The following is a 26,032-nucleotide window of genomic DNA, read 5'->3' as shown; positions in this document are numbered from 1 at the left end:
ATTATTCATTATTCATTATTCATTATTCATTATTCATTATTCATTATTCATTATTCATTATTCATTATTCATTATTAAAATATACTAAATATATTCAGGAAGGGAATAAATCGCCCAATGGGTGCTAAAATTGAGCCTATACCATCATTAAACTCTGCTACACTATTTCGATCGATCATAATAACATCATTATTCTTTAAAATGGGGTTCGTTTCTTCATTAACTTCGGCACTAAGATTGACAGTTATATCTCTTTTTGTTACTGTACCATTGGGATTAACCCTCACTAACTGAATGGTTCGATCGTTAGCACGGCGTTCATCAAAACCACCTGAAGCTAAAATAGCAGTATTTAAAGAACTATTAGGACTAATTTTCAACGCCCCCGGATTCTTAACCGATCCTACCACATTAACGGTAATGGCATCAGGAGAAAAGTTTGCCCTAGCAATAGTTTGAGCATCCGAAGCCGACAATTCTTCAGCCTTGGGTACAAAAATTGTGTCTCCATCCTGTAAAACAATATCCTTACCTATATCCCCCGTTTCCAACATCTCTAATAGGTTAACTTTGATATTCAATTCTTCCCCGTCTCTAGTGATACGATTTACCCTTATCTCTCGAATGTCCGCCATATCTCTAATACCTCCTCCATGTTTCAGTGCGATCGTAAGTCGTGGCGGTGCATTATCAATGGGGATAGTATAAGCCCCTGGGCGGTTAACTTCTCCTACAATAGTAACATTCGGAGGCTGTGCATATTTAATGCCAAAATTAGCAGATGCTAGTTGACGATATTCCCTTGTGTTGATTTCTTCTTGTTTCGGGATAACAATAACATCTCCGTCTTTTAAATCCACATCTTGCCTTAAATCACCCTGTTGTAAAAGTTGCCAAAAATCAAGGGTATAAATTCTTTCTCCTTCAGTTTCCCGTCGTCGCAGTTGAATTTCTCGCACATTAGCAGACACCGTTAACCCTCCAGCCTTTGCTAATAAATCAGTCACCTTCGGATTTTTTGTCTCTTTTAAATCTGTCTGAAAGGTATATCTGCCGGGGGTGTTGACTTCTCCTGCAATGGCTAATCGTAATGGTCTTTGTGCCAAAAGAGTAACCGTTACGACTGGACGTTTAATATATTTAGAGTATTCTCTTGTTAAAAGTTGATGAACTTCGGAAACAGTTTTATTATGAACGGTAAAAGTACCGATAAGAGGTAGAGAAATTGTACCATCATTCATCACTTTTACTTCTCCACCTTGATCCGATAAACCATAAACACTTACCCCAATCATATCACCAGAACCTAAAGTGTAGGGCTTAACTGCTGGTAAAAACCCAGACGCATTTTCTGAATACACCACCTCACTATCTGATAAGGAAGGAATTTGTGCCGAAGTGTGATGAACAGATAATAATAGTATGGGAATATTGAGAAGAACAGTTAATATAGTTTTTTGATTCATAGCTATTTTATGGAAAAACCGAGAGGGAGGCTCACTTATGTAAGTTTTTTATAGTGTAACTAAAAAGTGAGAAGATTTACTAAATCTCAGATTTAAGTTACAAAATGGTGGATAGCACCCCTTCCTTCTCTTTGTCTTCCCATCTTCAAAGTCTTTGTGAAGATTAACTCCAACGGCTTACAACTAAGCGAATACTACCATCTTCATTTTTTTGTTTCTCAGTGACAGAGAAGCCTTGTTGAGAAGATTCCGTTAAAACCGTATGTAAAGCATAACCTTGAGTCACACGCTGTAAAAAACCATCAACAGTCCAAGGCTGTTGCCAGTATTGTAAATCAGCTACTAACTCATATTCTTGACCATTCCAACTAAAACCAATATCATAGTTGTTTTCTTGTTCGATCACAATTTCTGCTTGGCTAGTTTTGCCTTGATAACCACGAACGGTTGATGGTCCTTGTTTCCAGTTAATTCCTAAATCTCCTAAAGAGGCTTTTAAAGAATTAATATTCCGAATTTGGGTTTTGATACTGCTAAAGTGTGACATAAGATTTCTGTTACTAAACTTAATTTAATCTTACAAAAAATGAGATTTATACATAAAAGTTTACCAATTTTGATTGGGAATGGAGTTATTTATTGATATTTTTTCTTCATAATATTCTCCCGTTTTCTCTTGTGCTATAACTCGACCTAATTGTAATTCGATCGCCTTAGTGACTTCCTCACAAGATTTTCCGATGATTCCCGTGACTTTCTCTTGCACTCTACCATCAGGAAAGATAATAAATTCTAATGTTTCGATCGACATAATTGCTTTTCTCCTTGTGGATTGTCTTCAAAATCTATTAATAATTAATTTTACATTTTCTTTGTCATGGCGGTAAAAATTAGGACTTAGGGTGTTAATTCTTCATTCTTCATTCGACCTTCTTTTTGTATCAACTATTACCGAAAATTATTAACCCTGACAATTATATTAGTTAAGCTATGGGAAATAAGCCTAAATATTGATAGATAACTAATGAGTGAAACTATATTAGAAATTGATGATTTAACCGTAAGTTTTGACGGTTTTAAAGCCCTAAATCATCTCAAATTCAAAATGAATAAAGGTGAATTAAGAGTAATTATAGGACCTAATGGAGCAGGAAAAACCACCTTTTTAGATGTCATTACGGGTAAAGTTCAACCCACAGAAGGAAATGTTTTTTTTAAAGGCAAAAATCTGCGTAAAATAAGTGAACATCAAATCGCAAGAATGGGAATTGGGCGAAAATTTCAAACCCCAAGAGTTTATTTAAACCTAACAGTAAGAGAAAATTTAGATTTAGTTGCTAACAAAACCAAAAATGTTTTTTCTACCCTATTTAATAAACCCACAGCAGAAGATAAACGCAGTGTTGTTAGTTTACTCGAAACCATCGGCTTAACTGCAAAAGCTGATTTCCAAGCCTCTTTATTATCTCACGGAGAAAAACAACGGTTAGAAATTGGAATGTTAGTAGCGCAGTCTCCTGATTTATTATTAGTAGATGAACCTGTCGCTGGTTTAACCGATGAAGAAACGGAAAATGTCGGTAATCTGCTGTTAGCTTTAGCTGAAAATCACTCTATTATTGTGATTGAGCATGATATGGAATTTGTGCGCCAAATTGCTAAACAAGTAACGGTTTTGCATCAAGGTACGGTATTATGTGAAGGTACGATGAATGAAATACAAAACGATCCCCGTGTAATTGAAGTATATTTAGGACAAGAAACCTCCTTAGAAAGAGATGAGATTGTGATAGTGCGCATTGCAGCGACTATGGCTTGGGCGGATTTTAATTTAACTCCCGAAGAACAGAATATAATTATCACTAATTTAAGTAAACAATTTGCTACTTCCGAAGAAGATGAATTGCAATTAAAGGAAGAATTAGTTAACTTTTTAGGAGAAAATATCCCTTTAACGGATTTAATTCCTTTGTTAGAAACTCAGGAAGAAAAGGAAAAAGTTTTACAATTAAGTTATCAAATTATTAGCAATCACGGTATTAATGAGTTAGAAAATATCGTTTATCAAGAGTTATTAGAATTGCTTAATTTACCCCAAGAAGTGATCGATCGAGTTGTCACACAATAGACAAGGGCTAAAGCCCTCACTACAAACCTATTAAAAGTATTATTATTATGTTAAATTTATCAAGTTTAAATGTTTATTACGGAGAAAGTCACATTTTAAGAGATGTGGATTTAAGTATCAATAGTGGTGAAATGGTATGTTTAATTGGACGCAATGGGGTAGGTAAAACTACTTTGTTAAAAACCATTATGGGGTTATTAAAATCTCGCACAGGAGAAATTAATTTTAAGGATAGAGTTATTGATAAAGTTACCACAGATCAACGCGCTAAATTAGGTATCGGTTATGTGCCTCAAGGAAGGGATGTTATTCCTCGTTTAACTGTCAAAGAAAACTTGATTTTAGGTTTAGAAGCAATCCCCAAAAATGTCAAAGTAAAAAAAGAAATTCCTGCGGAAATTTTCGAGTTATTTCCTGTCTTAAAAACTATGCTAAATCGCATGGGAGGCGACTTGAGCGGTGGACAACAACAACAATTAGCTATAGCAAGGGCATTAATGGGAAAACCTCAATTACTGCTTTTAGATGAACCAACGGAGGGTATTCAACCTTCCATTATTTTAGAGATTGAATCAGCAGTGAAAAAGATTATTAGAGAAACTGGTATTTCTGTTCTTTTAGTAGAACAACATTTACATTTTGTCCGTCAAGCCGATCGATATTATGCCATGCAAAAAGGCGGTATTGTTGCCTCTGGTTTAACCAGTCAATTAAGCCAAAGAGTTATTCAAGAATTTTTAGCAGTCTAATTTATAGTTTGCTATAAAAGATTGCTTCGTGCCTCGCAATGACTGACTAAATTATTTAATTTTCATTGTCAATGGGGAAATTGTTTCATAAAATTATGATCAAGATATTTTTTCCAATACCATATTAAGGGAGATTGTACGGAAATATTACCCCAATTTGCCACAGCATTTTTATTACCCGTACCAATAATGTTTAAATATTTTTTCTGAGGATAATATAATTTAAGAGGTTTTTCTGTTAAAAAATTACATAAATTTTGATATAAAGGCATACCTTGTTTTACCGCAAAAACTCCTGCTTTTGCACAGGGATAATCTATTATACTCGCAATATCTCCAGAAGCAAAAATATAAGGATAGTTAACACTTTGAAGGGTATTTTTTACCATAATAAAACCTTCTGTATCGGTTTCGATCGAACTATTTTTTAACCAGATTGGGGCGGAGGCTTGAGTGACTAAAAAAGTATAATCTGAATCAATATTTTTACCTGAAAATAGAGTAATTTTTTGACTATCAATACTTTTAACCACCTCATTAAGATAAATGTTAATGTGATTTTTGTCTAAAATTTTAGTTAACTTTTCACTCATAGACACATCATAATTAGATGTGATTCTTTTACCACGATGAATTAAATTAATGGTTAAATTTTCGATCGAGATAATGTTAATTAATTTATGATGAATATTTAAAGCTAATTCTACACCACCTGCTCCCCCTCCAATAATAGTAAAAATCATTTTTTTATCAGGATTATTATGAGCTAAATCAATAATTTGAAGCCACTTTTTCAAAAATAAAGGGATAGGTTTAATAGCAATAGCATATAAATTTGCACCTTCAATTTGACTCTTTTCAGGGCTACTACCAATATTTAAAGATAAAACATCAAAACCTATTCTTAACCCTGATTTACAACTAACTATTTTCTCATCTGCATCGATATTAACTACTTCATCAATGATTAAATTTATCCCTGCAATTTCTGCTAATTTGACTAAATTAATATGACTTTCTTCATAACTATAAAAACCATTAATATATTCAGGTAACATCCCCGAATAAGGAGTATTTTTGACATTACTAATTAAAGTTATTTTTACCCCTGATAACCTCTTTTTACTCCATAATTTAAGCACGATCGAGTGACTATGACCACCTCCCACTAATACTAAATTAACCATAAAATTATTTTTTGTTCGTATCCTATTAATTACCGCTACCAGTCTAAAACTTAACATCTCCCCTCATCAAAATACTATAAGACAACGTATAATTAAAGTTTTTCCTCTTGACATCTCTTACCTAAAATGCCAAACTATAGTTATTGACATCTCTTACAGGAGAAATATAATTATGATTGCAACCATTGAAAAAGAAGCGTCAGAATATGCTCATTTACTAGAAATTTTAGCCACTGATGAACAGAATATTTTAGTGAGTAGCATAGCTAAAATTAAAAAAAATATAGAAGTTCGATCGACATCAACAACCGATAAAGACAAAATCGTAAGCACTACAGAGAACGATCGAATCATCGAAAAATTAACTAACGGTTATAGTTATACTCCAGCAGAAAAAATTGAATTAGAATTAACAACCTTACAACAATATTTTGAACGCCGTCGGGAATTATTATCTAATTCTTTTACTACTACTCAAGTAGCTAAATTACTAGGGACTTCTCGACAAACTCCCCATGATAGAGTAAAAAATAAAAGTTTATTGGCAGTGCGAGATAATGGGCAGTGGAAATTTCCGATATGGCAATTTGATGCGGAAGGCGCGGATGGGGTGATTGATGGTTTATCAGAAGTGCTGAAAAATTTATCGATTAATTCAGAATTTGCTAAACTTAACTGGTTTATGCGCCCCTCACCTGTTTTAGATGGTTTAACTCCTGTGGAAGCCCTAAAACAAGGATTAAAAACTAGAGTCATTGTAGAAGCTATGGGAGGAGATGCTAGTTGGTAGTTATTGCCTCACCACCGCCTAAAAACAAGCCCAATCCTCTTTTTTACCATTTACCTGCTAATAGTGAATTAGTAAGGATTTTTGATCCCACTACTAAGTATAAGACTCAAGCCCTTACTTTTCGTTATTTTGGCGCATTACATCGTTTTGATCATCAACGCAGTGATAAAAAACCTCAATTAGATGCACAAAGGGGAATTTATTACACTGCTTTTACTTTATCCAGTTGCATTGTTGAATATTTTGGGGATAGTGGTGTCATTGATATTCAACAACAATGGGTTTCGATCGTACAGTCAACTCGTCCTTTACTATTATTGGATATTAGAGGTAGTGGTGCTATGAGAGCAGGTTCGGTGTCAGCGTTAGCAAAAACCGCCGATAGAGAGCTTTCTCAAAAATGGTCAAGATATTTTTATGAAAATGAGGAAATTTATCGAAAAATAGACGGAATTATCTACTTTAATGCCCATAACGACGAGGAAGCGATCGCACTTTACGAAAGAGCAGAAAATGATTTAAGTTGTAATCAGGAGCAAATTATCAGATTAGATAATATTAGATTACGATCGCATATTCAACGGATAGCACTAGATAATAATTTGATTTTTATTCCTTAATGAATTGAATAGGATATGATGAAAAAATCGATCGATTAGGAAAAAAGCAGTTAGGAGGCAAAAGCATTCATGCAATGTAGAATTAATAAGTGATTCAAGATTTATTGACTAATATTTAATTACTAATTACTTAATTATGCGTTACGCCTATTTCCCCGGATGTGTTGCTCAAGGTGCTTGTAAAGAATTGCATACCTCGACTATGGCAATTACTCAGGCTTTAGATATTGAATTAATCGAGTTGAAAAAAGCCGCTTGTTGTGGCTCTGGTACTTATAAAGAAGACTCTCAATTATTAGAAGATACCATCAACGCTCGTAATATCGCCTTAGCAGAATCTCTCAATTTGCCCTTATTAACTCACTGTAGCACCTGTCAAGGGGTAATAGGTCATGTGGATGAAAGACTCAAACAGGCACAACAAGACAACCCTGATTATCTTCATCAGGTTAACGGTTTTTTAGAAAAGGAAAATTGCTCCCCCTATCAAGGCACAACCCAAGTCAAACATATATTATGGGCGTTAGTGGGAGATTATGGTTTAGATGCTTTAAAAGCAAAAGTAGTGAAACCCTTAACGGGGTTAAAGTGTGCTTCGTTTTATGGTTGTTATCTATTACGATCGCAAAAAAACCTCCCTTTCGACAATCCTTTTAACCCTCAATCTATGGAGAATGTATTTATGACTTTGGGGGCAACTCCCGTTTATTATGAGGGTAGAATCAAATGCTGTGGTTGGCCTTTATCTAGTTATGCTACCGAACAATCTTTTAAAATGGCAGGAAAAAATTTATTAGATGCCATTAATCAGGGCGCTGATTGTATCGTTACTCCTTGCCCTCTTTGTCATCTCAATTTGGATTCTCGACAGCCTGAAGTAGCTAAATTACTCAATCAAAAATTAGATATTCCTATTTTACATTTACCTCAATTAGTGGGTTTAGCATTAGGTATTGAGCCAGAAAAATTAGGTTTAAATAATCATGTGATTTCAACCAAAAAAGTTATGAAAAAACTCCAGCAAAAAGTAGTTATTAATTAATTTTAGTGATTGATGTTGGGTTTTATTTTTTAACCCAACCTAACAGTTTTTTTATCATTTTGTGTAAATATTTAAGTTAATTTAATATTAAACGTCAATCCAAATAGGACTATATTCGATGTTTATATCTTGAGAATCATCACTTTGATTGCTATAATTTTCTTTGCTATCACAATCAGTAATAAGAGTTTCTTCATCTTTAATAGATTCGTACAAATTTGGATCTCCTATAACGGTTTCTGATGATAATTTATTATTAAATACAATAGGATTTTCAGGAATTTTAGTAGTAATATTTTCTAAGAAAAAATCGGCTGTTTTTTCCTTTAAAAATCCTTTCATAACTGCTAAATAACAAAATTTAATGCCTAATTTTTTTTGATCTTTTAAGACATTATTTACTTGTTCTTGTGTCAAGAGTCCAGCTTTTTCAAAACAATAACCAATGGGCTGATTTTGAGTATAAGTTACGGGTTTATTTTCTAAACAGGTTTTGACGAAAAAATCTACGGTTTCTTGTTTTAACCATCCCTTAATAGCTAAAATTTCCCCAACTCTTAATTCTAAACATTGACGTTGTACCGCTAAAGCTATTTTAAGTTGTTCAGAAGAAATTAACCCAGCTTCGAGCAAAATTTCTCCAATCTTTTTTTTTGATTTTGTCGCAACACTCGATCGAACGGATTGTAGCATAATCTTACTAGATTTATAAAACAGTGTTCTGATTAAATTTTAAATCCCCATTTTTATTGTAGGATAAATATAAGATTTTTGTTAAATTTTTTTCGAGAAAATACCAAGAAATTTATTTTTCACCAGTCCCCAAGTAATGGTATTTTATAAAAATGTCACTTTTTTGCTCAATGGTAGGAATATCAATTTATGTTAGAGACTTCTCCTTCAACAGTCGATATTGTTGAGGCTTTATCAACCCCCCCCGATTTAGATTTTGACTTACCGAATCCCGAAGATGAGGGGATAGCAGAGGAGGAGTTTCTACAAAAAGTCGATGATGTCTGGAAGGTGTGCGATCGATTCGATTTACAGACAGACATTTGGCGTGGTAGAATTTTACGAACCGTGAGAGATAGAGAAAAACACGGCGGAGAAGGTAGAGGTACAGGATTTTTAAACTGGTTAAAAAATAGGGAAATTACCAAAAGTCAAGCCTATGCTTTAATTCAGTTAGCTAATAGTGCAGATACTCTATTAGAAGATGGTAATTTAGACCCCGATGCTATCAATAATTTTAGCAAAAGAGCGTTTGTGGAAACCGCAAAAGCTGATCCAGAAATTCAAAAATTAGTCAGTGAAGCTGCGCAAAGTGGCGATCGAATTACCAGACGAGAAGTTAAGCAGTTAACCGATGAATATACTGCCATGAACTCGGACTTATTACCTGATATTATCAAAGAAAAAGCCGTAGATGGTTCATTACCACCCCGTCACCTAGCGCCTTTAGTCAAGGAATTGGAGAAGTTACCAGAGGAGCAAATTGACGAGATTCGCAAGGAAGTAGAGGCGAATCCTGATGTGGATACCGTTAAACAAATGACTTCCACCGCTAAAAGTTTATCGAAGTATTTAGATTCAGCGATTCAGGTTGAAACTTTGAGAGATTCTAGCGTGGATATAGAAGAAGCCTTAAAGGAAGCCTTGAGATTAGACTGTTTAAGCATCACTGCTGACTTAGTCAAACAAGCTACGAATTTAGAGCAAAGTGTCGGTAAACTATATACTCTCTGGAAAAAATTGGGTAGCATTGCCGATCGATTATACGTTGAAACAGGATCGAGTACACCAAGCCTTCGATCGCTTTTAAGTTGCTTAGAAAAACTTACCAGTGAGGTGATAGAAGTTCGTTTGGATGATGGCGGAGAACAAATGATCCGCCTAAGAATCATGAATAATGAGTAAGATTGAAGCCTAGTTCTTATAATTCAGAAAATTGTGTCAAAATTTAAGAATATCGATAATTATTATTCGTGAGGAAAAAATATGAAAATCTTTGTTTTAGTGATGTTAAGCCTTAGTACTTTATTGGTAGGGTGCGATCGAGATGCCCTTGATGGATTAAACTTAAAAATTAATGCGGATATAAAATCAAGCTACGATAAAGAAGCAGAAGAAATCAAAAAAGATCAATCTTCAGAGAAAACAGATAAGACTCCTTCGGAAATGGTAGAAAATCTGACTAAAACCGTTCAAAAAACCATCGAGACGAAAAAAGAAGAAATATCTAATTCAGAAGTAGCAAATAAAAAATCTGTAGGAAGTAGCAATACAGAAAATGATCCCGATGCGCCTATACCATTTAAAGAGATTACTGAATGCTCAAAGGCAGGAATTACAGCTAAAACCAACGAAATTTTTTATGCTGATAACTCTCATCTCAAATCCATTGATAGCAAAAATGAGCAACAACTTAAACAATGGAAAAAAATCTATAGTGAAGTAGAGAAAAATTGCAATTAACAATTAACAATTAACAATTAACAATTAAAAACTATTCACTATTCACTATTCACTATTCACTAATTCTCTACATTCCGGGTAAGCCTAAATTGCCCGTTAGAGACTCCATTCTTTCTCTCATAATATCAGTGGATTTTTGGTGAGCATCTTTAACAACAGCAGTGACGAAAGCGGATAATTCTTCCGCGCTTTTACCCACTAAGGCTTCGGGTTTAATATCTATACTAAGGGGTTTTTGATCTCCACTCACCTTAACGATAACAAAACCGTCCGCGCTTTGGGCTTCAATTTCCATAGCTTCTAATTCTGCTTGAAGATTTTTAGCATCTTCTTGTATTTGTTGGGCTTTTTGAAAGGCGGCGGCTAATTCTTTCATTTTACCTAAGCCGAAACCAAATCCTTGTCCTTTTTGATTATTCATATTCTATTAGTTGATATTTTCAATATACTAGGTTAACAACAAATTTAACATTCGTTAAATCAAAGTATGCCCAAATGTATCTTACAAAGACGCAAAGACACAAAAAAATCTATACTTTGACTACGCAATCCCTTATCTTAGCTTATGGATTGCACGGCGGACACAGAAAATCCTTTTTTGTTTAATTCTTCGGTTAAGGCGAATTTATTTTGCACTCTATCGACAAATAATACTCCATTGAGATGATCCATTTCGTGTTGAATCACTCTGGATAATAAACCCATTGCTTTCATTTTTTTCTGTTTACCAAATTCATCTTTATACACCACATCGATCGATCTCGGACGCACCACATCTAAAAAGACATTGGGAATACTTAAACATCCTTCTTCCATGACGCATAAATCTTTACTACTTTTTTTGATTTCTGGGTTAATAAGTACTAAAGCAGGAGTATTAGGATTATCCGGTTGACAGTCGATAACAATAATTTGTTTATGGATACCAATTTGGGGTGCAGCTAAACCAATACCATTTTCGCTATACATGGTTTGCAACATTTGTTTCACCAATTCTCGAATGCTATCATCTACTTTGGCAACTCTTTTGGCTGGTTGACGCAATACTTTATCCCCTAAATAGTGCATTTCTAAGGGAGATTTAGCTAATTTTTCTTTTTCTACTAAACTTACATTCATATTTTAATGATGTTTTAAAATAATATTTTTCAATATGAGACTATATTAAAATCTTAACCTGATTTTTGTACCAGATCGATCGAACTCAGGCAAAATTCACAATATTTGATACTAACCCGTTAAATCTTTAGACATCTTCAAAAATACAGGCAAGATGCCTGTTCTACGGTGGTAAAATTATAAATGTGGTCAAGGTTAGTCTTATTCTACTAGAGAAAAATAATAAAATAATAGGAATAATTTAACTTCTCGATTAAAAAAATTTATATGGTTCTTCTACTTTGAGTATGATAAATTTAAGAAAAAACATAGTCAATTCTTAGGTTTTATAGAGCCGATAATCGTTGACTTCGATCGATAATGGTACGCATCTTTAATGCTAAATCATTTAATTTTTGTCTATTTTATTCAGAAAAAAGACTTTCTTAATAGTGATCTAAATTATCTGGAAAATAAACTAAATCAAATTAAAAATGATCCTTTACGCCCTGAAAATAGGGAAATAAATGGTTAAAGAATTAGACTCAGACTAGAATAAAAAGGAGAAAATTATGAAAACTTTAATTAGATTAAAAATCGAAAAGTTTATAGAAAATAAAGAAGAATATTTTGTGGCTACTAGCGATGATTTAGAAGGTTTAGTTGCCGAAGGCAAAACCATTGAAGAAGTAATTAAAATTGCTCAAGATGTAGCTAAAATTTTATTAGAATTAGAGCAAGAAACCACTAATAAAAATATCATTAAAGATATTCCTCCTGTGTTTGAATATCCTCTATTTATGGAGGTATAATGGGCAGACTATCAGGTTTTTCTTATCAAAAAGTTACTCAAAAATTAAATAAATTAGGATTTGAATTTTATCGTACTGCCAAAGGAGATCATGAAATTTGGTTTAATCCTGAAACAAAAGCTAAAACAACGATTCCTCACCATCGAGAAATAAAAGAAGGTACATTAAGAAATATTTTAAAACAAGCCAAAATTGACGTAGATATTTTTCTTAAAATTTAGTAACAGAAATTGCTAAAGATGAAGGCATTGAAAACGACATTAATCAAGAAGAAAAAACAATTTTAGCAGTTAGCTAGTCAATTTTCTTTAGATAAAATTTGGCAATATCCAGAGGAATATATTTATAATGAATTACTCTAAATAATTTCATTGGTGGCAATGTTTTTAACTTCCGTCAAAATCTCTGTTAAAGGAATGCTATACTTATGGGCTACGATCGAACAATCTTCATACTCAGGTTGTATATTCAAGATTTTTTGACCATCTTTAGCTATTTTGACTCTAATATCACCGTAGGGAGTGGCAAAGGTTTTAATTTCTCTGGCTAAGGCTTTTCTTTGCTGAATTTGACGGCGAATCCCGATGGTGCTAGTTTCTCGAAAGATTAAAGTTTCACAATCAGTAATTTTCTCTACATCACAAATAACAGTAAGCAAAATTCCTAAACGACTTTTTTTCATGGTGACAGATTGAGTAAACACATCTTTAGCACCAATTTTCAACAATTCTTCTAATAAATAAGCAAAAATCTGAGGGTTACAGTCATCTATCTGGGTTTCCAAAACGGCGATGGTTTCTAAATTATCGGTAGTCTCTCTTTCCCCTAACCACAACCTCAAAATATTGGGTATGGAAAAATCCTTACTTCCAGCACCAAAACCCATTTTCTTTAACTTCATAGGGGGAGGATTGCCAAAATCTTCTGCTAAAGTGGTAACAATCGCCGCACCAGTGGGAGTTACTAATTCTTTTTCAATACCGTTGCTATATACGGGAATTTGTCGATATTGCCACAATTCGAGGACGGCAGGAACAGGAACTGGTAAAATACCATGGGATGCTTTGATTGTACCTCCTCCAGTGGGCAAAGCCGAGCAGTATAATTTATCAATCTTGAGATAATCTAAGCCTAAACAAGTGCCAACAATATCCACAATGGCATCGGTTGCCCCGACTTCGTGAAAATGGACTTTTTCAGGGGAAATATTATGCACTTTCGCTTCTGCTTGGGCTAATTGTCGAAAAATGGCGATACTATTTTCTTTCACTTGGGGGGGTAAGTTTCCCTGATGGATGAGATTTTCAATGTCTGGTAAATGACGATGATGGTGATGGTGATGATGTTTTAAGTCAACATGAATTTTTGTAGCGCTTTGTCCTTGTCTTAATACTTTTTCTTGTATTAAAGTATATTCTTCATCAAAATTAAGACTTTTTAAGGCATTATCAATATATTCTAAGGGAACATCGATCGAAACTAAAGCCCCTAGAAACATATCTCCTGCAATACCCGTTGGACATTGTAAATAAGCAATAGTTTCCATGTTATCAGTAAGAACGAAAAAAAGATTAAAGAATTAGAAAACTGTGATAACTATATAATAGTTTGACTAAGATAAAAATGATAGTGAATTAATAAAGATAACAATATCAAGACTCAGAATATTAACTGCAAACAATCTCTGAACTAGCTTTATCATATACATGGACAAAATTATGATCACAAGTGTTGAAAATAAAACGTTAGTGAAATGTGGTATTGTAAATGTTAATAAAAATGCTGATAAAACCTATACAAAAATAGTAGAAAAAATATTTATTCATGGCTTCCATTAAAGAATTACATCAACAAATTAAAAGCAAACAACGATCGAGCCTAGAAATTACTCAAGAATATTTAACCACGATCGATCGTCTTGAGCCACAAATTAAGAGTTTTTTGTGCGTTACCAAAGAATTAGCCTTAGAAACAGCGAAACAAGTCGATGAAAAAATCGCTAGGGGAGAAGACATCAGCATTTTAGAAGGCATCCCCATCGCCATTAAAGATAATATGTCAACAAAAGGCATCCCCACCACTTGCGCTTCCCGTATCCTTGAAAATTTCATTCCTAGTTATGAATCCACCGTCACCCAAAAATTAAGAGATCAAGGCGCCGTAATTTTAGGTAAAACTAACTTAGATGAGTTTGCTATGGGAAGCTCAACGGAAAACTCAGGCTATCAAGTAACTGCTAACCCTTGGGATATAACCAGAGTACCGGGAGGCTCGTCTGGAGGCTCTGCCGCCGCCGTTGCCGCTAACGAATGTGTGGTATCATTAGGTTCGGATACAGGCGGTTCGATTCGTCAACCAGCTTCTTTATGCGGTGTTGTGGGTTTAAAACCTACCTACGGTTTAGTCTCCCGTTTCGGTTTAGTTGCCTATGCTTCCTCTCTTGATCAAATCGGTCCTTTTGCCCATACTGTAGAAGATACTGCTATTTTACTGCAATCGATCGCAGGGTACGACAAGAAAGATTCTACCAGTTTAAACATCGAAATACCTGATTATACTCGATCGTTCTCCACTGACTTAAAAGGCTTAAAAATTGGCATTATTAAAGAAACCTTCGGGGAAGGACTAGACGATATTGTAGCACAGACGGTCGATCGAGCCGTGCAAGAATTAGTGAGATTGGGAGCAACCGTAAAAGAGATTTCCTGCCCTCGTTTTCGCTACGGATTGCCCATTTATTATATCATTGCCCCTTCCGAAGCCTCCGCCAACCTCGCCCGTTACGATGCCGTTAAATATGGCATAAGAGAAGAATCCGAGAACCTCCTTGAAATGTACACCCGTACTAGAGCCAAAGGATTTGGAGCAGAAGTCAAACGCCGTATCATGTTAGGTACTTATGCCTTATCCGCAGGTTACTATGATGCTTATTACCTCAAAGCGCAAAAAGTCCGTACCCTCATAAAAGAAGACTTTGACAACGCCTTTGCTGATGTGGACGTATTAATTTCTCCCACCGCACCAACTACAGCCTTTAAAGCTGGAGAAAAAACCGATGATCCCCTTAGTATGTATTTATCGGATTTAATGACTATCCCTGTCAATTTAGCAGGTTTACCCGGCATGAGCATTCCTTGCGGATTTGATGAGCAAAATTTACCCATTGGAATGCAGTTAATTGGTAATGTCTTAAGGGAAGATGTGTTATTTAAAGTGGGTTACGCCTATCAACAAGCCACCGATTGGCACAACAAAACTCCCAGTTTATCCTAATATAAAAAAATAAATAGATAGGCAAGGTATTTTCATTTCACTATTGCGTATTGCTCGATCGAATTTGAGTCTAATTGTAGGGTGGGCATTGCCTACCTTACCCGAATATCAAGTTTATCTGGCAATTAAGGATAGTGTTTATGAAAACTTCTTTAAACGAGAGTCTATTCAAGATATTGCTCAAATAAATCAATTACTTTTGATTGTTATTGAAATGGAACGGGAGGAAATTTTACAATGGATAGATTAGAAAAATATCGTAATTCTATCAAAAAGATATTAACAGAATATCATAATTGGGTTTCTGGTTCTGCAAATTTAGATCAAGAAAGTTGTCTTGTTTTTGATGAAATACATGATCAATATTTTTGGCTATTTATGGGTTGGGAAGGTAAGAAAAAAATCAGAAATATTCAAGTTCATATTCGCATTAAAAATGAGAAAATATATATTGAAGAAGATTGGACAGAAGAAGGTATTGCTAACGAATTATTAAGAGAATGTGTACCAAAAGAAGATATTGTGTTAGCTTTTCATGATCCCGAAACTCGTAAATATACTGATTTTGCTGTAGCCTAAATTGGTTATGATAGTCGTGTCTAAAAAAATCGATCCTTTCAAGGGCGAATTATACCGTTATTTAAACTTTAATGAAATCGACAATTTTGAGGATGAAGGGCAAGTAATTCCCTGAGAAGATATACCAAAAATTGACGACATTTTAGGTATGCCTGTATAATTGATAATATGATTGGGAGGGTCTTAATTGACTCACCTGTCTTTAGGTTGTTTTGAGAAAGAATTATGAAAAAATTAGTTTTTGCTGAGACTGAAGAATTTTATCAAAAATTAGTAGAATGTTTAAAATTAGGGACAGGAATTGAAATAATTACTGACTATAATAGATTTTCTGATTTACCACCTCGGTTAAAACAAATTTTTGAATTAGAATATCATAGAACTGGTGTTTGGACTAATGCCGTTACAGGCGTTTTTATTCCTAGTAGTATTGCACCAGTTGGTTTAAATTTAAAAGCATTGATTGTTTTGGGTAGTACAGCTATGGGGGCAGGAATAGGAGGGTTTTTCGGTCTTATTCCGGGTGCTGTTGTTGGCGGTGCAATTGGTTTAACGGCTGGAACAGTATCAGCCATTTTATTGGATAATAAACATCAAGCCGAGGTAGAAATAGATCCTCAAGGAAGATTGCATATTAAAGTTTCTGGTAATTGAAGATTTTGTGTAAGCATAATCGAACTACAAATAATATCTACATTTTTAAGTATGTTTTGAGATAAAATAATGTCAAAAAGAGACAGTTTACATTTATCCTTGCGTCATGCTTTAGAAAAAGATGATTGGAAGATTACTGATGATCCTTTAATTTTAGTTTTGGAAAATACCTTACTCAAAGCTGATTTAGGTGCTGAAAAATTCTTTACAGCAGAAAAAAATAATAAAAAAATTGCGGTTGAAGTTAAAGATTTTGACTCACAAAAAGAGGATATTTTACAATGGATAAATCAATAAAATATGCTGATATTTTAACTCAAGTTTTAAGAAAACAATCAGCTATTCAACCACGATTACAAAATTTGAAAATTAGTTCTGTGTGCGATCGAGATACGGGGCATTTTTTAATTATTATGACAGGTTGGCAAAAAGAATCTTGGCAAGACCAAATATTATTTCATGCCCGTTTAATAGACGATAAAATAATAATAGAAGATGATAATTTTGAGGAAGGATTAACAAACATTCTTATTCAAGGGGGAATTGATTATAGAGATATTATCACAGAGGTTGAACAAATGTCGAAAATTGAGGATATTTTAAGTATGCCAGTATAATTGGGCATTGCCCACCAATTAAATTAATTGAAAAAGGAGGATAATGGCAAAAGATATTTACCATGATGCGGTTAAAAATGCTTTAATTAAAGATGGTTGGACGATTACAGCCGATCCTTATCCTTTAGAATATGAGGATGTAGAACTTTATCCAGATTTAGCCGTTGAAAAGCTGATTTCAGAAACACAAAAACAACGTAAAATTATTATTGAAATTAAAAGTTTTATTAGTGTTTCACTTATGAAAGATTTTGAGTTAGCTTTAGGACAATATATATTTTATCGTAATTTAATTCAATTAGCGCAAGATGAATATCAGGAAATTTATCTTGCTATTAAAGATGAAATTTATGATTCTTTTTTTCAAAGAAAATCAATTAAAGCAGTGGTGAAATTAAATCAAGTTGCTTTACTGGTAATTAACACAGACAAGGAGGAAATTGTCCAATGGATAAGTTAATTAATTATCGAAATGTAATTAAAAAAATTTTAACTGAACATGATTATCTTGCGAATCGTTCAGCTCAGAAAAAATATGAAACCTGCTTAATTTTTGACGAAACTCATGATCATTATCTATGGATGTCTGTGGATTGGGTTAATAAAAAAAGAATTAATAACACTAATATCCATATTCGCATTAAAAATGAGAAAATATATATTGAGGAAGATTGGACAGAAGAAGGAATCGCTACAGAGTTATTAACCGAAGGCGTATCAAAAGATGATATTGTGTTAGCTTTTCATGATCCTGAAACTCGTAAATATACCGATTTTGCTGTAGCTTAAATTATGGGAAAAAATCATTTTAAAAAAGCAATTTCATCTTTAGAAAATCGAATTACTGAACATCAAGAAAAAATTAGATTAGAATTAAATTAAAAAAAGATTATCCAGATCAAGGATTAATCAACGATTGGCAAAAAATAAATTAAAGCCTTTGAGAAAGGAATTGAACAAGCATTAAAAAGATTAGGTAAAAATAATGCAAATAACTGAAAGAAAAATTAACATCAAAAACTCTACTTTAAACTATTTAATTGTAGAGTTAAAAGAGGAATGTCAAACGGTAATTTCTTTAATTAATCAACTACAATTATCTAATCTAACTGACAATCAAAAAGGAGATATTTTAGTAGAATTATTAACCTCAACAATCCATCTTAATTCTCACTGCGATCGAGATTTACAAGAGTTAATTTCCGATGAATTAGAAAGTGCTGATGATGTCGATCGTATCTGAAAAAAGAGGAAAATGCCAAAAAAAGATATTTATCATGATTCCTGTAAAAATGCTTTAATAAAAGATAGTTGGAAAATTTTAGCTGATCCTTACACGGTTGAATATGAAGACGATAATCTTTATGCTGATTTATTAGCTGAAAAAACTTTATTACCTGAACAACAAAAACGTATAATCGTAGTAGAAATTAAGAGTTTTCTTAATCCTTCACCCATGAATGATTTTCAAAATGCGTTGGGGTAATATCTTTTGTATCGTGATTTTCTGGAATTTTCTAACAAAAATTATGAGCTTTATTTAGCTGTGAGAAGTGCTGTTTTCAATTCTTTCTTTCAAAGAAAATCAATCCAACCTGTTATTAAACGTCATCAACTTAACTTTATTGTTTTTAATGATAAAAAAGAGGAGATTATCTCATGGATAAAATTATAAAATATCGAGAATTAGTTAAAAATATTTTAACAGAATATGATCAGTTAGTTCATAAATCACCTGATTATAATACTGAGACTTGTTTAGTATTTGATGAAACTCACGATCACTATCTTTGGTTAACAGTTGATTGGAAAGAAGATAAACGACTAAAATCAACTCATGTTCATATTCGCATTAAAAATGAGAAAATATATATTGAAGAAGATTGGACAGAAGAAGGTATTGCCAACGAATTATTAAGAGAAGGTGTACCAAAAGAAGATATTGTGTTAGCTTTTCATGATCCCGAAACTCGTAAATATACCGATTTTGCTGTAGCTTAAATTAGTTATTATAATCATATCCGAGAAAATCGATCTTTTCAAGGGTGAGTAATTGCTTTAGAAGAGATGGCACGAAATTGAAGACATTTTAGGTATGCCAGTCGGAGCTAAATAGTATTAAGATTAAGATTAGGGAGAGTTAAAGGCTCACTCTTATTGTTAATAAAATTATTAAATAATCAATGATGTTTAATACTCCTAACATTGAATCAAGTAATTTAAGTCTTGCAGATATATTTAAGGATTTTTATATTGTTCCTGATTTTCAACGTGAATATGTATGGCAAAAAGATCAGGTTCAGAAGTTACTTGAAGATTTATACGAGGGATTAGGCTTTGAAGAGGAAAACATCAATAAAACTGAATATTTTTTAGGATCAATCGTTGTTTATCCCGATTCTAATAATGATAAACAAACTTTTCAACTTATAGATGGTCAACAAAGATTAACTACAATTTATCTTATTTTTTGTTCTATTAGAGATTTGATTCAAAAACTAGGAGATAATTCAAAAGCAATAGAAAATTACTTACAGGGAACTGTTCAAAATGCGGAAACGGGTGAAGATATTGACAAACCTCGCCTATCACTTCAATATGACAGTTCTGGACAAAAAATTTTCAGTTATTATCTTTTAGGAAAAACTATTGAGAAATTATTACTAGAATCTTCTCCTTCAGCAGATAATTTAGTCAAAGCCAGAAAAACAATTGACAAATTTTTAGCTGATAAATTAGAAGAAGATGTAAAAGTTTACAAAAAATTTTCAACGGTGATCGCTAATAGAACTAAACTGATTAGAATTGAAACACCTAATTTAAAAAATGCCTTAAAAGTTTTTGAAACAATAAACGAAAGAGGAATTGGCTTAACCCCTGTTGATTTACTAAAAAATTATTTATTTATTCATACTGTTAAGGATAAAGATAGAGATCGTCATTGGCAATCTTTAACTAAAAAATGGGAAGAGCTACTAAAATTACTTTACGAAAATAAACAGCAACCATTACAGTTTTTACGGCATTATCTAATGTCTCATTATAAAGTAGATTTATCTAATACTTTTCCCGAAGAAGAAATTTATGATTGGTTTTTAAAACAAGGAGAAAAAGTTGGAGTTCAAACTGAACCACTTAAATTCCTAGATAATTTGATTTTAGCCGCAGAACATTATTGTAAATTTATTCAGGGAAAAAATATTGATGGTTCAAATAATAAATATTTAGAAGCTATCAGTAAAGTACAAGGTAGAGTAAAAGGACATTTAATTTTATTATTAGCAGGACGTTTTTTAGAAAAATCTCTTTTTGAAAAATTATCGTATTATACTGAAAATTTCCTTTTTATTATTTCAATTACCCGCAAAACTAGAAGAAAAGATTTCTATATTAATCGTGATTTTGCTTTATGGTCAAGAAGTTTAAGAGAAGTTAAAAATAATGAAGATTTGGAATTATTTATTAGTAAATTTTTTATTCCTGAACTAAAAGAATTAAAAGAAGATTTTAGAGAATCTATAATGCAAACATCTGGTTCAAATCTAGCCAAATACCGTTTAAAATATCTTCTGGCAAAAATCAATCAATATGTGGAAGAAAAATCTTTTGGTCATTCAGAGTCAATCTATTTTTACCTAGACAAATCAATAACAATTGAACATATTTTACCTAAATCTCATGCTCATCCAGATTCTGGAAAATTAGGGAATTTAACACTGCTTGAAAAAACAATCAATAGTTCAATTTCTGATAAGGACTATAAAGATAAAATAGATGGATATAGACAATCAAAAATCTTAATCACCAGAACTTTAGCTGAAAAAATGTTTATTGGAAATAACACACAATTAAATCGTGCAATGAGTGATCTTTGTCTTACTAATTTTGATATATGGGATCATAATTCTATTAAAAAAAGGCAAGAAATATTAGTAAATATTGCCATGAAAGTTTGGAGTTTAGATGTTCTTTAAAGCTATCTCCCCTAGCACGTCGGTTAGGTTATAGTCATTAAAAATAAGAATGAAACAGTTTAATAATATTAAAAATTTTCAAAAATCTTGATTGGTAGGCAATGCCCACCATACATAATTTTTCTAACTGTCTCAGTGTTATTTTAACTAATTATATATTTAAAACATTTTCACAAACTATTTTTCCACTAGCTATTAATCAACGTTTAATCATGTTTATTTCTAATCATAATCTTTCTTCGATGCCTTGCCCGTGTGGAAGTCAAAAACCATTAAATCAATGTTGTGATGTCTATTTACAAGGGCAATTATCTGCACCTACCGCCGAGAAATTAATGCGATCGCGCTATTGTGCTTATTATCTCAAAAATATAGATTACCTATTTAATACAGAACATCCTAACTACCGTAATTCAAATAGTCGATCGATGATTACTGTTACAGCAAACAGTCTTAGATGGCTTGGTTTAACTGTACTTTACACCGAAGGAGGCAAATCTGAGGATGAAACAGGTATTGTTGAGTTTATGGCAGTATATCAAGAAGGAAAGTCCGTAGCTCAACTGCACGAACGATCGAATTTTATCAAGGAAAAAGGTAAATGGTTTTACACTGATGGAGAGATTCTACCACCTATTCAACCTAAAAAAAATGAACCTTGTTGGTGTAACAGTGGCAAAAAGTTTAAACAATGTCACGGTAAACTTAGATAAAAAAAGATGCACTTTTTGTGAGGTGGGGGGTGATCGATCGAGATATGGCGCATTTTTAAATTCTTAATTCTTAATTCTTAATTCTTAATTTTATCCAAATCGTCCACTGACGTATTCTTGAGTAGCTTGTTCGACTGGATTTTGAAAGATATTTTCAGTTCGATCGTACTCCACCAGATAACCCAATTTGCCACTGCCACCATCAACACTTTTCGCATTGAAAAAAGCCGTATAATCTGACACCCGTGAAGCCTGTTGCATATTATGGGTAACAATAATAATGGTATAATTGCGTTTTAGTTCGTGAATCGATTCTTCCACTTTTAAAGTAGAAATAGGGTCTAATGCAGAACAAGGCTCATCCATTAAGATAACATCAGGTTGAATGGCGATCGTACGAGCAATACATAAGCGCTGTTGTTGTCCACCCGATAACGCTAAACCACTTTGCCTTAATTTATCTTTTACTTCATCCCATAAAGCCGATTTTCGCAAAGACTGCTCCACTAAATCATCCATATTACCCTTATAACCGTTTATTCTTGCACCCCATGCAATATTCTCATAAATGGATTTAGGGAAAGGATTAGGTTTTTGAAATACCATGCCAATACTACTTCTAAGTTTGACAGGATCAACGTTACTACTATAAATATTTTTACCACGAAAGGTGATTCTACCCTGAATTTTCGCACTAGAAACTAAGTCATTCATGCGATTAAAACATCTTAAAATGGTACTTTTACCGCAACCAGAAGGACCAATAAATGCGATCGCCTTATTTGTAGGAATATCTAAATTTACTCCGGCAACAGCTTTATGAGAGCCATAATAAACATCGACATTTTCAGCCCTTAAAACTGCCTCATCCATGACATCAGCAGAAGATAAATTACTCATAATCATTATTTAAGTTAATATAAATTTAATAAGATAATCAAGATCGATCGAATAGAGTTACTTCCTTTAGACGTGGGCAATGATCAGGATATTGGGTTCTTAAAAGACATCAAGCAATTTGCAAAACCCTGATTTTTTTTAACCAATGCACAAGGACGTTAATTTTCACTATTAAGATCAATTCATTACAATTATTAATAGGGGGATATAACACTAATTATAATTCTTATTTGAACACTAGAAGTTAAGATAAGATTAACAACAGAAAAATTCTTGAAAATTCAAAGCCTCGAAAAGTCAATCCTTAAAAACGAAGGGATAATTTAGTTAAGACGCATTTAACTGACTTTTTTTACTAACTGACGTTACGCACTCATGGGTTAAATTTTAATAGGTATCAGGTATCAGGTAGCAGGTATTAGGTTAAATTCAAACTGTTAATTTATAACAATTGCATTTTTAAAATAATCAAAGCTATAGGTGATAAAATTTATATTAATTATTTTCTATTAATTTGGCATGACTACTCTAGAAGAGTCTGAATTTTTTTGATTTTTAAACCTGAAACCTGACACCTCCAATCAACAACTAATTCTATTTTTGCGTAACATCAGTTACTAAGTATTGAAAATGACTCAAATGTTTACCTTTTCCCTCTTCCCTCTTCCCCCTTCCCTTTTCCCTCTCTCAATCAGTAAACTTAAATCCATCATCGCTTATAAATATTTGATGAACTTAATTTACCGTAAAATTATTTTATATACCCAACTATTTATTATTACTAATCATTTGTTAAAAATCTCCCCTTAAAACAAATATCAAGAAAATATTATGACTCAAAGTCCTCTTTCTACAGCCACCCAAAAACAAGATAAACTGAGAACCGCTCTTGTCAGTCCCGACTATTTTAATCCCTTTGGCAATAAATTAGTTCAATCAGGTTATGTTGACAAAGAACAACTAAAAAAAGCACTGGTAGAAGTTAGAAATACCAAAAAACCTTTAGTTAAAGTTTTAGAACAATTAACTCAAAGGGCATTATCTCCTGAATTAGTTCGTCAATATAAACAACATCATCTTTTTGAACTAAAAATTCTCTATGGTGTGGACTGTGTTGATCCTGAATCCGATGAGATTGCTTCCGAACACATGACGGAGTTAATCGAATCCGTTTTGCCGATACAGCTTTGTCGCCGTCATAAATTAGTACCTTTGCAACGTATTGATGGTGAGCCTCCTGTCTTAGTTATCGCTATGGTAAATCCCGATGACTTACAGGCTTTAGACGATGTGAAAAAATTATTACGCTCTAAAGGATTAGGGCTACAAAGAATCGTCATTACCGAAGAAGATTATGATAAATTACTAGCTAAATATTATGAGGAGGAGAAAGAACGAAAAAAAATAAAAGAAGCGAAAGAAAAGAAAAAAGAATTAGATAAATTAGCAGATGTTAGTGATATTGTTGATGACTTAGCAGATCATAGCCTAGAAGATGCTGATGATGAAGATGCAGGAGATTTGGCTTCTACCAATGAGGCAAACCAAGCACCCGTAATCAAATTAGTAAATACTATTTTAATCAAGGCTTTACAAGAAGGTGCATCGGATATTCATATTGAACCTCAAGAAGAAAATTTCCGAGTCCGATTACGCAAAGATGGGGTACTGCGTCAATATTTTACGTTGCCTAAGCATATTATTCCCGCCGTTACTGCTCGTTTTAAAATTCTGGCAGAATTAGACATTGCCGAACGCCGACTTCCTCAAGATGGTAAAATTCGCCGTATATTTCAGGGAAGAAAAGTCGATTTTCGGGTAAATACCCTTCCTAGTCGTTACGGGGAGAAAGTCTGTTTACGGATTCTGGATAACTCAGCAACTCAGTTAGGTTTAGACTTTTTAATTAGTGATCAAGAAACCTTAGATAAAGTTCGAGATATTGCTAGTCGTCCTTTTGGTTTAATTTTGGTTACAGGTCCGACAGGTTCTGGTAAATCCACCAGTTTATACTCAGTCTTGGCAGAAAGAAATGATCCGGGTGTGAATATTAGTACAGCAGAAGACCCGATCGAGTATGCTTTACCGGGTATTACTCAGGTGCAGGTAATTAGAGAAAAAGGCATGAACTTTGCTTCTATTCTACGGGCTTTTATGCGTCAAGACCCTGATATTATCCTTGTGGGTGAAACCAGAGACGCTGAAACCGCAAAAACTGCGATCGAGGCGGCTTTAACAGGACACTTGGTATTAACCACCCTCCATACTAACGATGCAGCAGGTGCCATCGCCCGTTTAGATGAAATGGGAGTTGAACCCTTTATGATTTCTGGGGCGTTATTAGGAGTATTAGCTCAACGTCTCATGCGTCGAGTTTGCAGTGAATGTAAAGAAGCCTATAACCCCACCAGAGAAGAATTAGCCCGTTTTGGCATGACTGCATCCAATGAAGAATCAGTTACCTTCTATCGTGCCAGAACTTTAACAGGGGAAAACCTACAAACAGCAACTGCCAATGGAACTGTTTGTCCAAAATGTGGCGGAAGCGGTTATAAAGGAAGGGTGGGTGTCTATGAATTTATGGTGATGAGTGAAAGACTAGAAAAACTCATTAACCAAGGCGCAACCACCGACATGATTAAAGAAGCCGCCGTAGAAGAGGGTATGACAACTATTTTGGCTTATAGCCTTAACTTAGTGCGTCAAGGACATACTACCTTAGAGGAAGTGGAACGGGTAACATTTACAGACTCTGGTTTAGAAGCGGAATTAAAAGCAAAACGCAAAACCTCTCTAGTTTGTAAAACCTGTGATGCTGAATTAGAGCAACAATGGTTAGACTGCCCTTATTGTATGACTCCTCGTTTTGGTGATGGCAAGTAAGGCAGGAGATAACCTGAGTTCGATATAAAATGATGAAGATAAGAGGGGGGAGAGGGGGAAGAGGGGGAAGAG

Annotated in this window: 30 protein-coding genes and 2 pseudogenes; 23 read left to right on the top strand and 9 right to left on the bottom strand. The window is 33.5% G+C overall.

The features are described 5' to 3' along the window. Positions 1–74 precede the first annotated feature (74 nt). The 3 genes from ACN4EE_RS15045 to ACN4EE_RS15035 form a co-directional block, all read right to left on the bottom strand. A complete protein-coding gene (locus ACN4EE_RS15045) occupies positions 75–1,466 on the bottom strand; it encodes an SLBB domain-containing protein (protein ID WP_431707278.1) in 1,392 nt (463 codons plus the stop codon). A gap of 163 nt (positions 1,467–1,629) precedes the next feature. Further along, the gene (locus ACN4EE_RS15040) at positions 1,630–2,013 is read right to left on the bottom strand and encodes a DUF1257 domain-containing protein (RefSeq protein ID WP_431707277.1); all 384 of its coding nucleotides are present in this window, start codon (positions 2,011–2,013) and stop codon (positions 1,630–1,632) included. A gap of 60 nt (positions 2,014–2,073) precedes the next feature. After that, on the bottom strand, positions 2,074–2,277 hold the full coding sequence (locus tag ACN4EE_RS15035; RefSeq protein WP_431707276.1) for a DUF2997 domain-containing protein: 204 nt from the start codon (positions 2,275–2,277) through the stop codon (positions 2,074–2,076). A 213-nt stretch (positions 2,278–2,490) separates the two neighbouring features. Between ACN4EE_RS15035 and urtD the strand changes: the two are divergent. Together urtD and urtE are read left to right on the top strand one after the other, a co-directional pair. Next, positions 2,491–3,222: pseudogene (gene urtD, locus ACN4EE_RS15030) on the top strand (urea ABC transporter ATP-binding protein UrtD); the annotation flags it as partial. Between the two features lie 419 nt (positions 3,223–3,641). Next, on the top strand, positions 3,642–4,343 hold the full coding sequence (gene urtE, locus ACN4EE_RS15025; protein WP_431707275.1) for an urea ABC transporter ATP-binding subunit UrtE: 702 nt from the start codon (positions 3,642–3,644) through the stop codon (positions 4,341–4,343). A gap of 68 nt (positions 4,344–4,411) precedes the next feature. On the opposite strand, the gene ACN4EE_RS15020 is transcribed toward urtE, so the two are convergent. Continuing rightward, positions 4,412–5,530: an FAD-dependent oxidoreductase gene (locus tag ACN4EE_RS15020; protein WP_431707274.1), complete on the bottom strand. Its 1,119-nt coding sequence runs from the start codon at positions 5,528–5,530 to the stop codon at positions 4,412–4,414. A gap of 172 nt (positions 5,531–5,702) precedes the next feature. Here ACN4EE_RS15020 and ACN4EE_RS15015 point away from each other — a divergent pair, with 172 nt between their 5' ends. From ACN4EE_RS15015 to ACN4EE_RS15005, 3 genes are all read left to right on the top strand, one after another. Beyond that, positions 5,703–6,320 (top strand): helix-turn-helix domain-containing protein, encoded by a 618-nt coding sequence (locus tag ACN4EE_RS15015; RefSeq protein WP_431707273.1) that lies wholly within the window; start codon positions 5,703–5,705, stop codon positions 6,318–6,320. Next, positions 6,314–6,940: an RES family NAD+ phosphorylase gene (locus ACN4EE_RS15010; protein ID WP_431707272.1), complete on the top strand. Its 627-nt coding sequence runs from the start codon at positions 6,314–6,316 to the stop codon at positions 6,938–6,940. The genes ACN4EE_RS15015 and ACN4EE_RS15010 overlap by 7 nt, the downstream gene beginning before the upstream one ends. 136 nt (positions 6,941–7,076) lie before the next feature. Continuing rightward, positions 7,077–7,982 (top strand): CoB--CoM heterodisulfide reductase iron-sulfur subunit B family protein, encoded by a 906-nt coding sequence (locus tag ACN4EE_RS15005; protein WP_431707271.1) that lies wholly within the window; start codon positions 7,077–7,079, stop codon positions 7,980–7,982. 87 nt (positions 7,983–8,069) lie between these two features. Here ACN4EE_RS15005 and ACN4EE_RS15000 read toward each other — a convergent pair whose 3' ends face one another. Beyond that, a complete protein-coding gene (locus ACN4EE_RS15000) occupies positions 8,070–8,675 on the bottom strand; it encodes a hypothetical protein (RefSeq protein ID WP_431707270.1) in 606 nt (201 codons plus the stop codon). 189 nt (positions 8,676–8,864) lie between these two features. Between ACN4EE_RS15000 and ACN4EE_RS14995 the strand changes: the two genes are divergently transcribed. Together ACN4EE_RS14995 and ACN4EE_RS14990 are read left to right on the top strand one after the other, a co-directional pair. Further along, on the top strand, positions 8,865–9,899 hold the full coding sequence (locus ACN4EE_RS14995) for a hypothetical protein (RefSeq protein WP_431707269.1): 1,035 nt from the start codon (positions 8,865–8,867) through the stop codon (positions 9,897–9,899). An 81-nt stretch (positions 9,900–9,980) separates the two neighbouring features. After that, positions 9,981–10,457 (top strand): hypothetical protein, encoded by a 477-nt coding sequence (locus ACN4EE_RS14990; protein ID WP_431707268.1) that lies wholly within the window; start codon positions 9,981–9,983, stop codon positions 10,455–10,457. Positions 10,458–10,524: 67 nt separating this feature from the next. Here ACN4EE_RS14990 and ACN4EE_RS14985 read toward each other — a convergent pair whose 3' ends face one another. Both ACN4EE_RS14985 and def read right to left on the bottom strand, forming a co-directional pair. Further along, on the bottom strand, positions 10,525–10,878 hold the full coding sequence (locus ACN4EE_RS14985) for a YbaB/EbfC family nucleoid-associated protein (RefSeq protein WP_431707267.1): 354 nt from the start codon (positions 10,876–10,878) through the stop codon (positions 10,525–10,527). A gap of 137 nt (positions 10,879–11,015) precedes the next feature. Then, positions 11,016–11,576: a peptide deformylase gene (gene def / locus ACN4EE_RS14980; protein WP_431707266.1), complete on the bottom strand. Its 561-nt coding sequence runs from the start codon at positions 11,574–11,576 to the stop codon at positions 11,016–11,018. 551 nt (positions 11,577–12,127) lie between these two features. Here def and ACN4EE_RS14975 point away from each other — a divergent pair. Further along, entirely contained in the window at positions 12,128–12,367 is a 240-nt protein-coding gene (locus ACN4EE_RS14975) for a type II toxin-antitoxin system HicB family antitoxin (RefSeq protein WP_431707265.1), read from the top strand. Beyond that, the gene (locus tag ACN4EE_RS14970; RefSeq protein WP_431707264.1) at positions 12,367–12,588 is read left to right on the top strand and encodes a type II toxin-antitoxin system HicA family toxin; all 222 of its coding nucleotides are present in this window, start codon (positions 12,367–12,369) and stop codon (positions 12,586–12,588) included. Before ACN4EE_RS14975 ends, ACN4EE_RS14970 begins: the two co-directional genes overlap by 1 nt. Before the next feature lie 137 nt (positions 12,589–12,725). Here ACN4EE_RS14970 and larC read toward each other — a convergent pair whose 3' ends face one another. Then, complete coding sequence (larC, locus tag ACN4EE_RS14965) at positions 12,726–13,913, bottom strand: nickel pincer cofactor biosynthesis protein LarC (RefSeq protein ID WP_431707263.1); 1,188 nt, start codon at positions 13,911–13,913, stop codon at positions 12,726–12,728. A 278-nt stretch (positions 13,914–14,191) separates the two neighbouring features. Between larC and gatA the strand changes: the two genes are divergently transcribed. The 13 genes and pseudogenes from gatA (at position 14,192) to ACN4EE_RS14900 (ending at position 22,177) form a co-directional block, all read left to right on the top strand. After that, the gene (gene gatA / locus ACN4EE_RS14960) at positions 14,192–15,640 is read left to right on the top strand and encodes an Asp-tRNA(Asn)/Glu-tRNA(Gln) amidotransferase subunit GatA (RefSeq protein WP_431707262.1); all 1,449 of its coding nucleotides are present in this window, start codon (positions 14,192–14,194) and stop codon (positions 15,638–15,640) included. A gap of 64 nt (positions 15,641–15,704) precedes the next feature. Next, positions 15,705–15,890 carry an element excision factor XisH family protein gene (locus ACN4EE_RS14955; protein WP_431707261.1) on the top strand — a complete coding sequence of 62 codons (186 nt, stop codon included), beginning with the start codon at positions 15,705–15,707 and terminating at the stop codon, positions 15,888–15,890. Then, a complete protein-coding gene (locus ACN4EE_RS14950) occupies positions 15,878–16,219 on the top strand; it encodes a XisI protein (protein ID WP_431707260.1) in 342 nt (113 codons plus the stop codon). Before ACN4EE_RS14955 ends, ACN4EE_RS14950 begins: the two co-directional genes overlap by 13 nt. A gap of 225 nt (positions 16,220–16,444) precedes the next feature. After that, a complete protein-coding gene (locus tag ACN4EE_RS14945; protein WP_431707259.1) occupies positions 16,445–16,873 on the top strand; it encodes a hypothetical protein in 429 nt (142 codons plus the stop codon). A gap of 69 nt (positions 16,874–16,942) precedes the next feature. Continuing rightward, complete coding sequence (locus ACN4EE_RS14940; RefSeq protein ID WP_431707258.1) at positions 16,943–17,170, top strand: element excision factor XisH family protein; 228 nt, start codon at positions 16,943–16,945, stop codon at positions 17,168–17,170. Continuing rightward, entirely contained in the window at positions 17,155–17,490 is a 336-nt protein-coding gene (locus tag ACN4EE_RS14935) for an element excision factor XisI family protein (protein ID WP_431707257.1), read from the top strand. Before ACN4EE_RS14940 ends, ACN4EE_RS14935 begins: the two co-directional genes overlap by 16 nt. 40 nt (positions 17,491–17,530) lie before the next feature. Beyond that, positions 17,531–17,950: a XisH family protein gene (locus tag ACN4EE_RS14930; protein ID WP_431707279.1), complete on the top strand. Its 420-nt coding sequence runs from the start codon at positions 17,531–17,533 to the stop codon at positions 17,948–17,950. Beyond that, positions 17,938–18,279, top strand: coding sequence for a XisI protein (locus ACN4EE_RS14925; protein ID WP_431707256.1), 342 nt, complete (start codon positions 17,938–17,940; stop codon positions 18,277–18,279). Before ACN4EE_RS14930 ends, ACN4EE_RS14925 begins: the two co-directional genes overlap by 13 nt. Before the next feature lie 196 nt (positions 18,280–18,475). Further along, positions 18,476–18,733 (top strand): hypothetical protein, encoded by a 258-nt coding sequence (locus tag ACN4EE_RS14920; RefSeq protein WP_431707255.1) that lies wholly within the window; start codon positions 18,476–18,478, stop codon positions 18,731–18,733. Between the two features lie 12 nt (positions 18,734–18,745). Next, positions 18,746–19,165 (top strand): annotated as a pseudogene (locus ACN4EE_RS14915) (XisH family protein). After that, positions 19,150–19,491, top strand: coding sequence for a XisI protein (locus ACN4EE_RS14910; RefSeq protein WP_431707254.1), 342 nt, complete (start codon positions 19,150–19,152; stop codon positions 19,489–19,491). The pseudogene ACN4EE_RS14915 and the gene ACN4EE_RS14910 overlap by 16 nt, the downstream one beginning before the upstream one ends. 182 nt (positions 19,492–19,673) lie before the next feature. After that, the gene (locus ACN4EE_RS14905) at positions 19,674–21,464 is read left to right on the top strand and encodes a DUF262 domain-containing protein (RefSeq protein WP_431707253.1); all 1,791 of its coding nucleotides are present in this window, start codon (positions 19,674–19,676) and stop codon (positions 21,462–21,464) included. 101 nt (positions 21,465–21,565) lie between these two features. Beyond that, positions 21,566–22,177, top strand: coding sequence for a YchJ family protein (locus tag ACN4EE_RS14900; protein ID WP_431707252.1), 612 nt, complete (start codon positions 21,566–21,568; stop codon positions 22,175–22,177). Between the two features lie 90 nt (positions 22,178–22,267). Here the strand turns inward: ACN4EE_RS14900 and pstB are convergent, their stop codons facing one another. Further along, entirely contained in the window at positions 22,268–23,077 is an 810-nt protein-coding gene (gene pstB / locus ACN4EE_RS14895; protein WP_431707251.1) for a phosphate ABC transporter ATP-binding protein PstB, read from the bottom strand. An 831-nt stretch (positions 23,078–23,908) separates the two neighbouring features. Here pstB and ACN4EE_RS14890 point away from each other — a divergent pair. Further along, complete coding sequence (locus tag ACN4EE_RS14890; RefSeq protein WP_431707250.1) at positions 23,909–25,960, top strand: GspE/PulE family protein; 2,052 nt, start codon at positions 23,909–23,911, stop codon at positions 25,958–25,960. Positions 25,961–26,032: the final 72 nt, after the last annotated feature.

It is taken from the genome of Geminocystis sp. CENA526, assembly GCF_050753365.1.
GTDB lineage: Bacteria > Cyanobacteriota > Cyanobacteriia > Cyanobacteriales > Cyanobacteriaceae > Geminocystis.
This window is presented reverse-complemented; position numbering and strand designations above follow the sequence as displayed.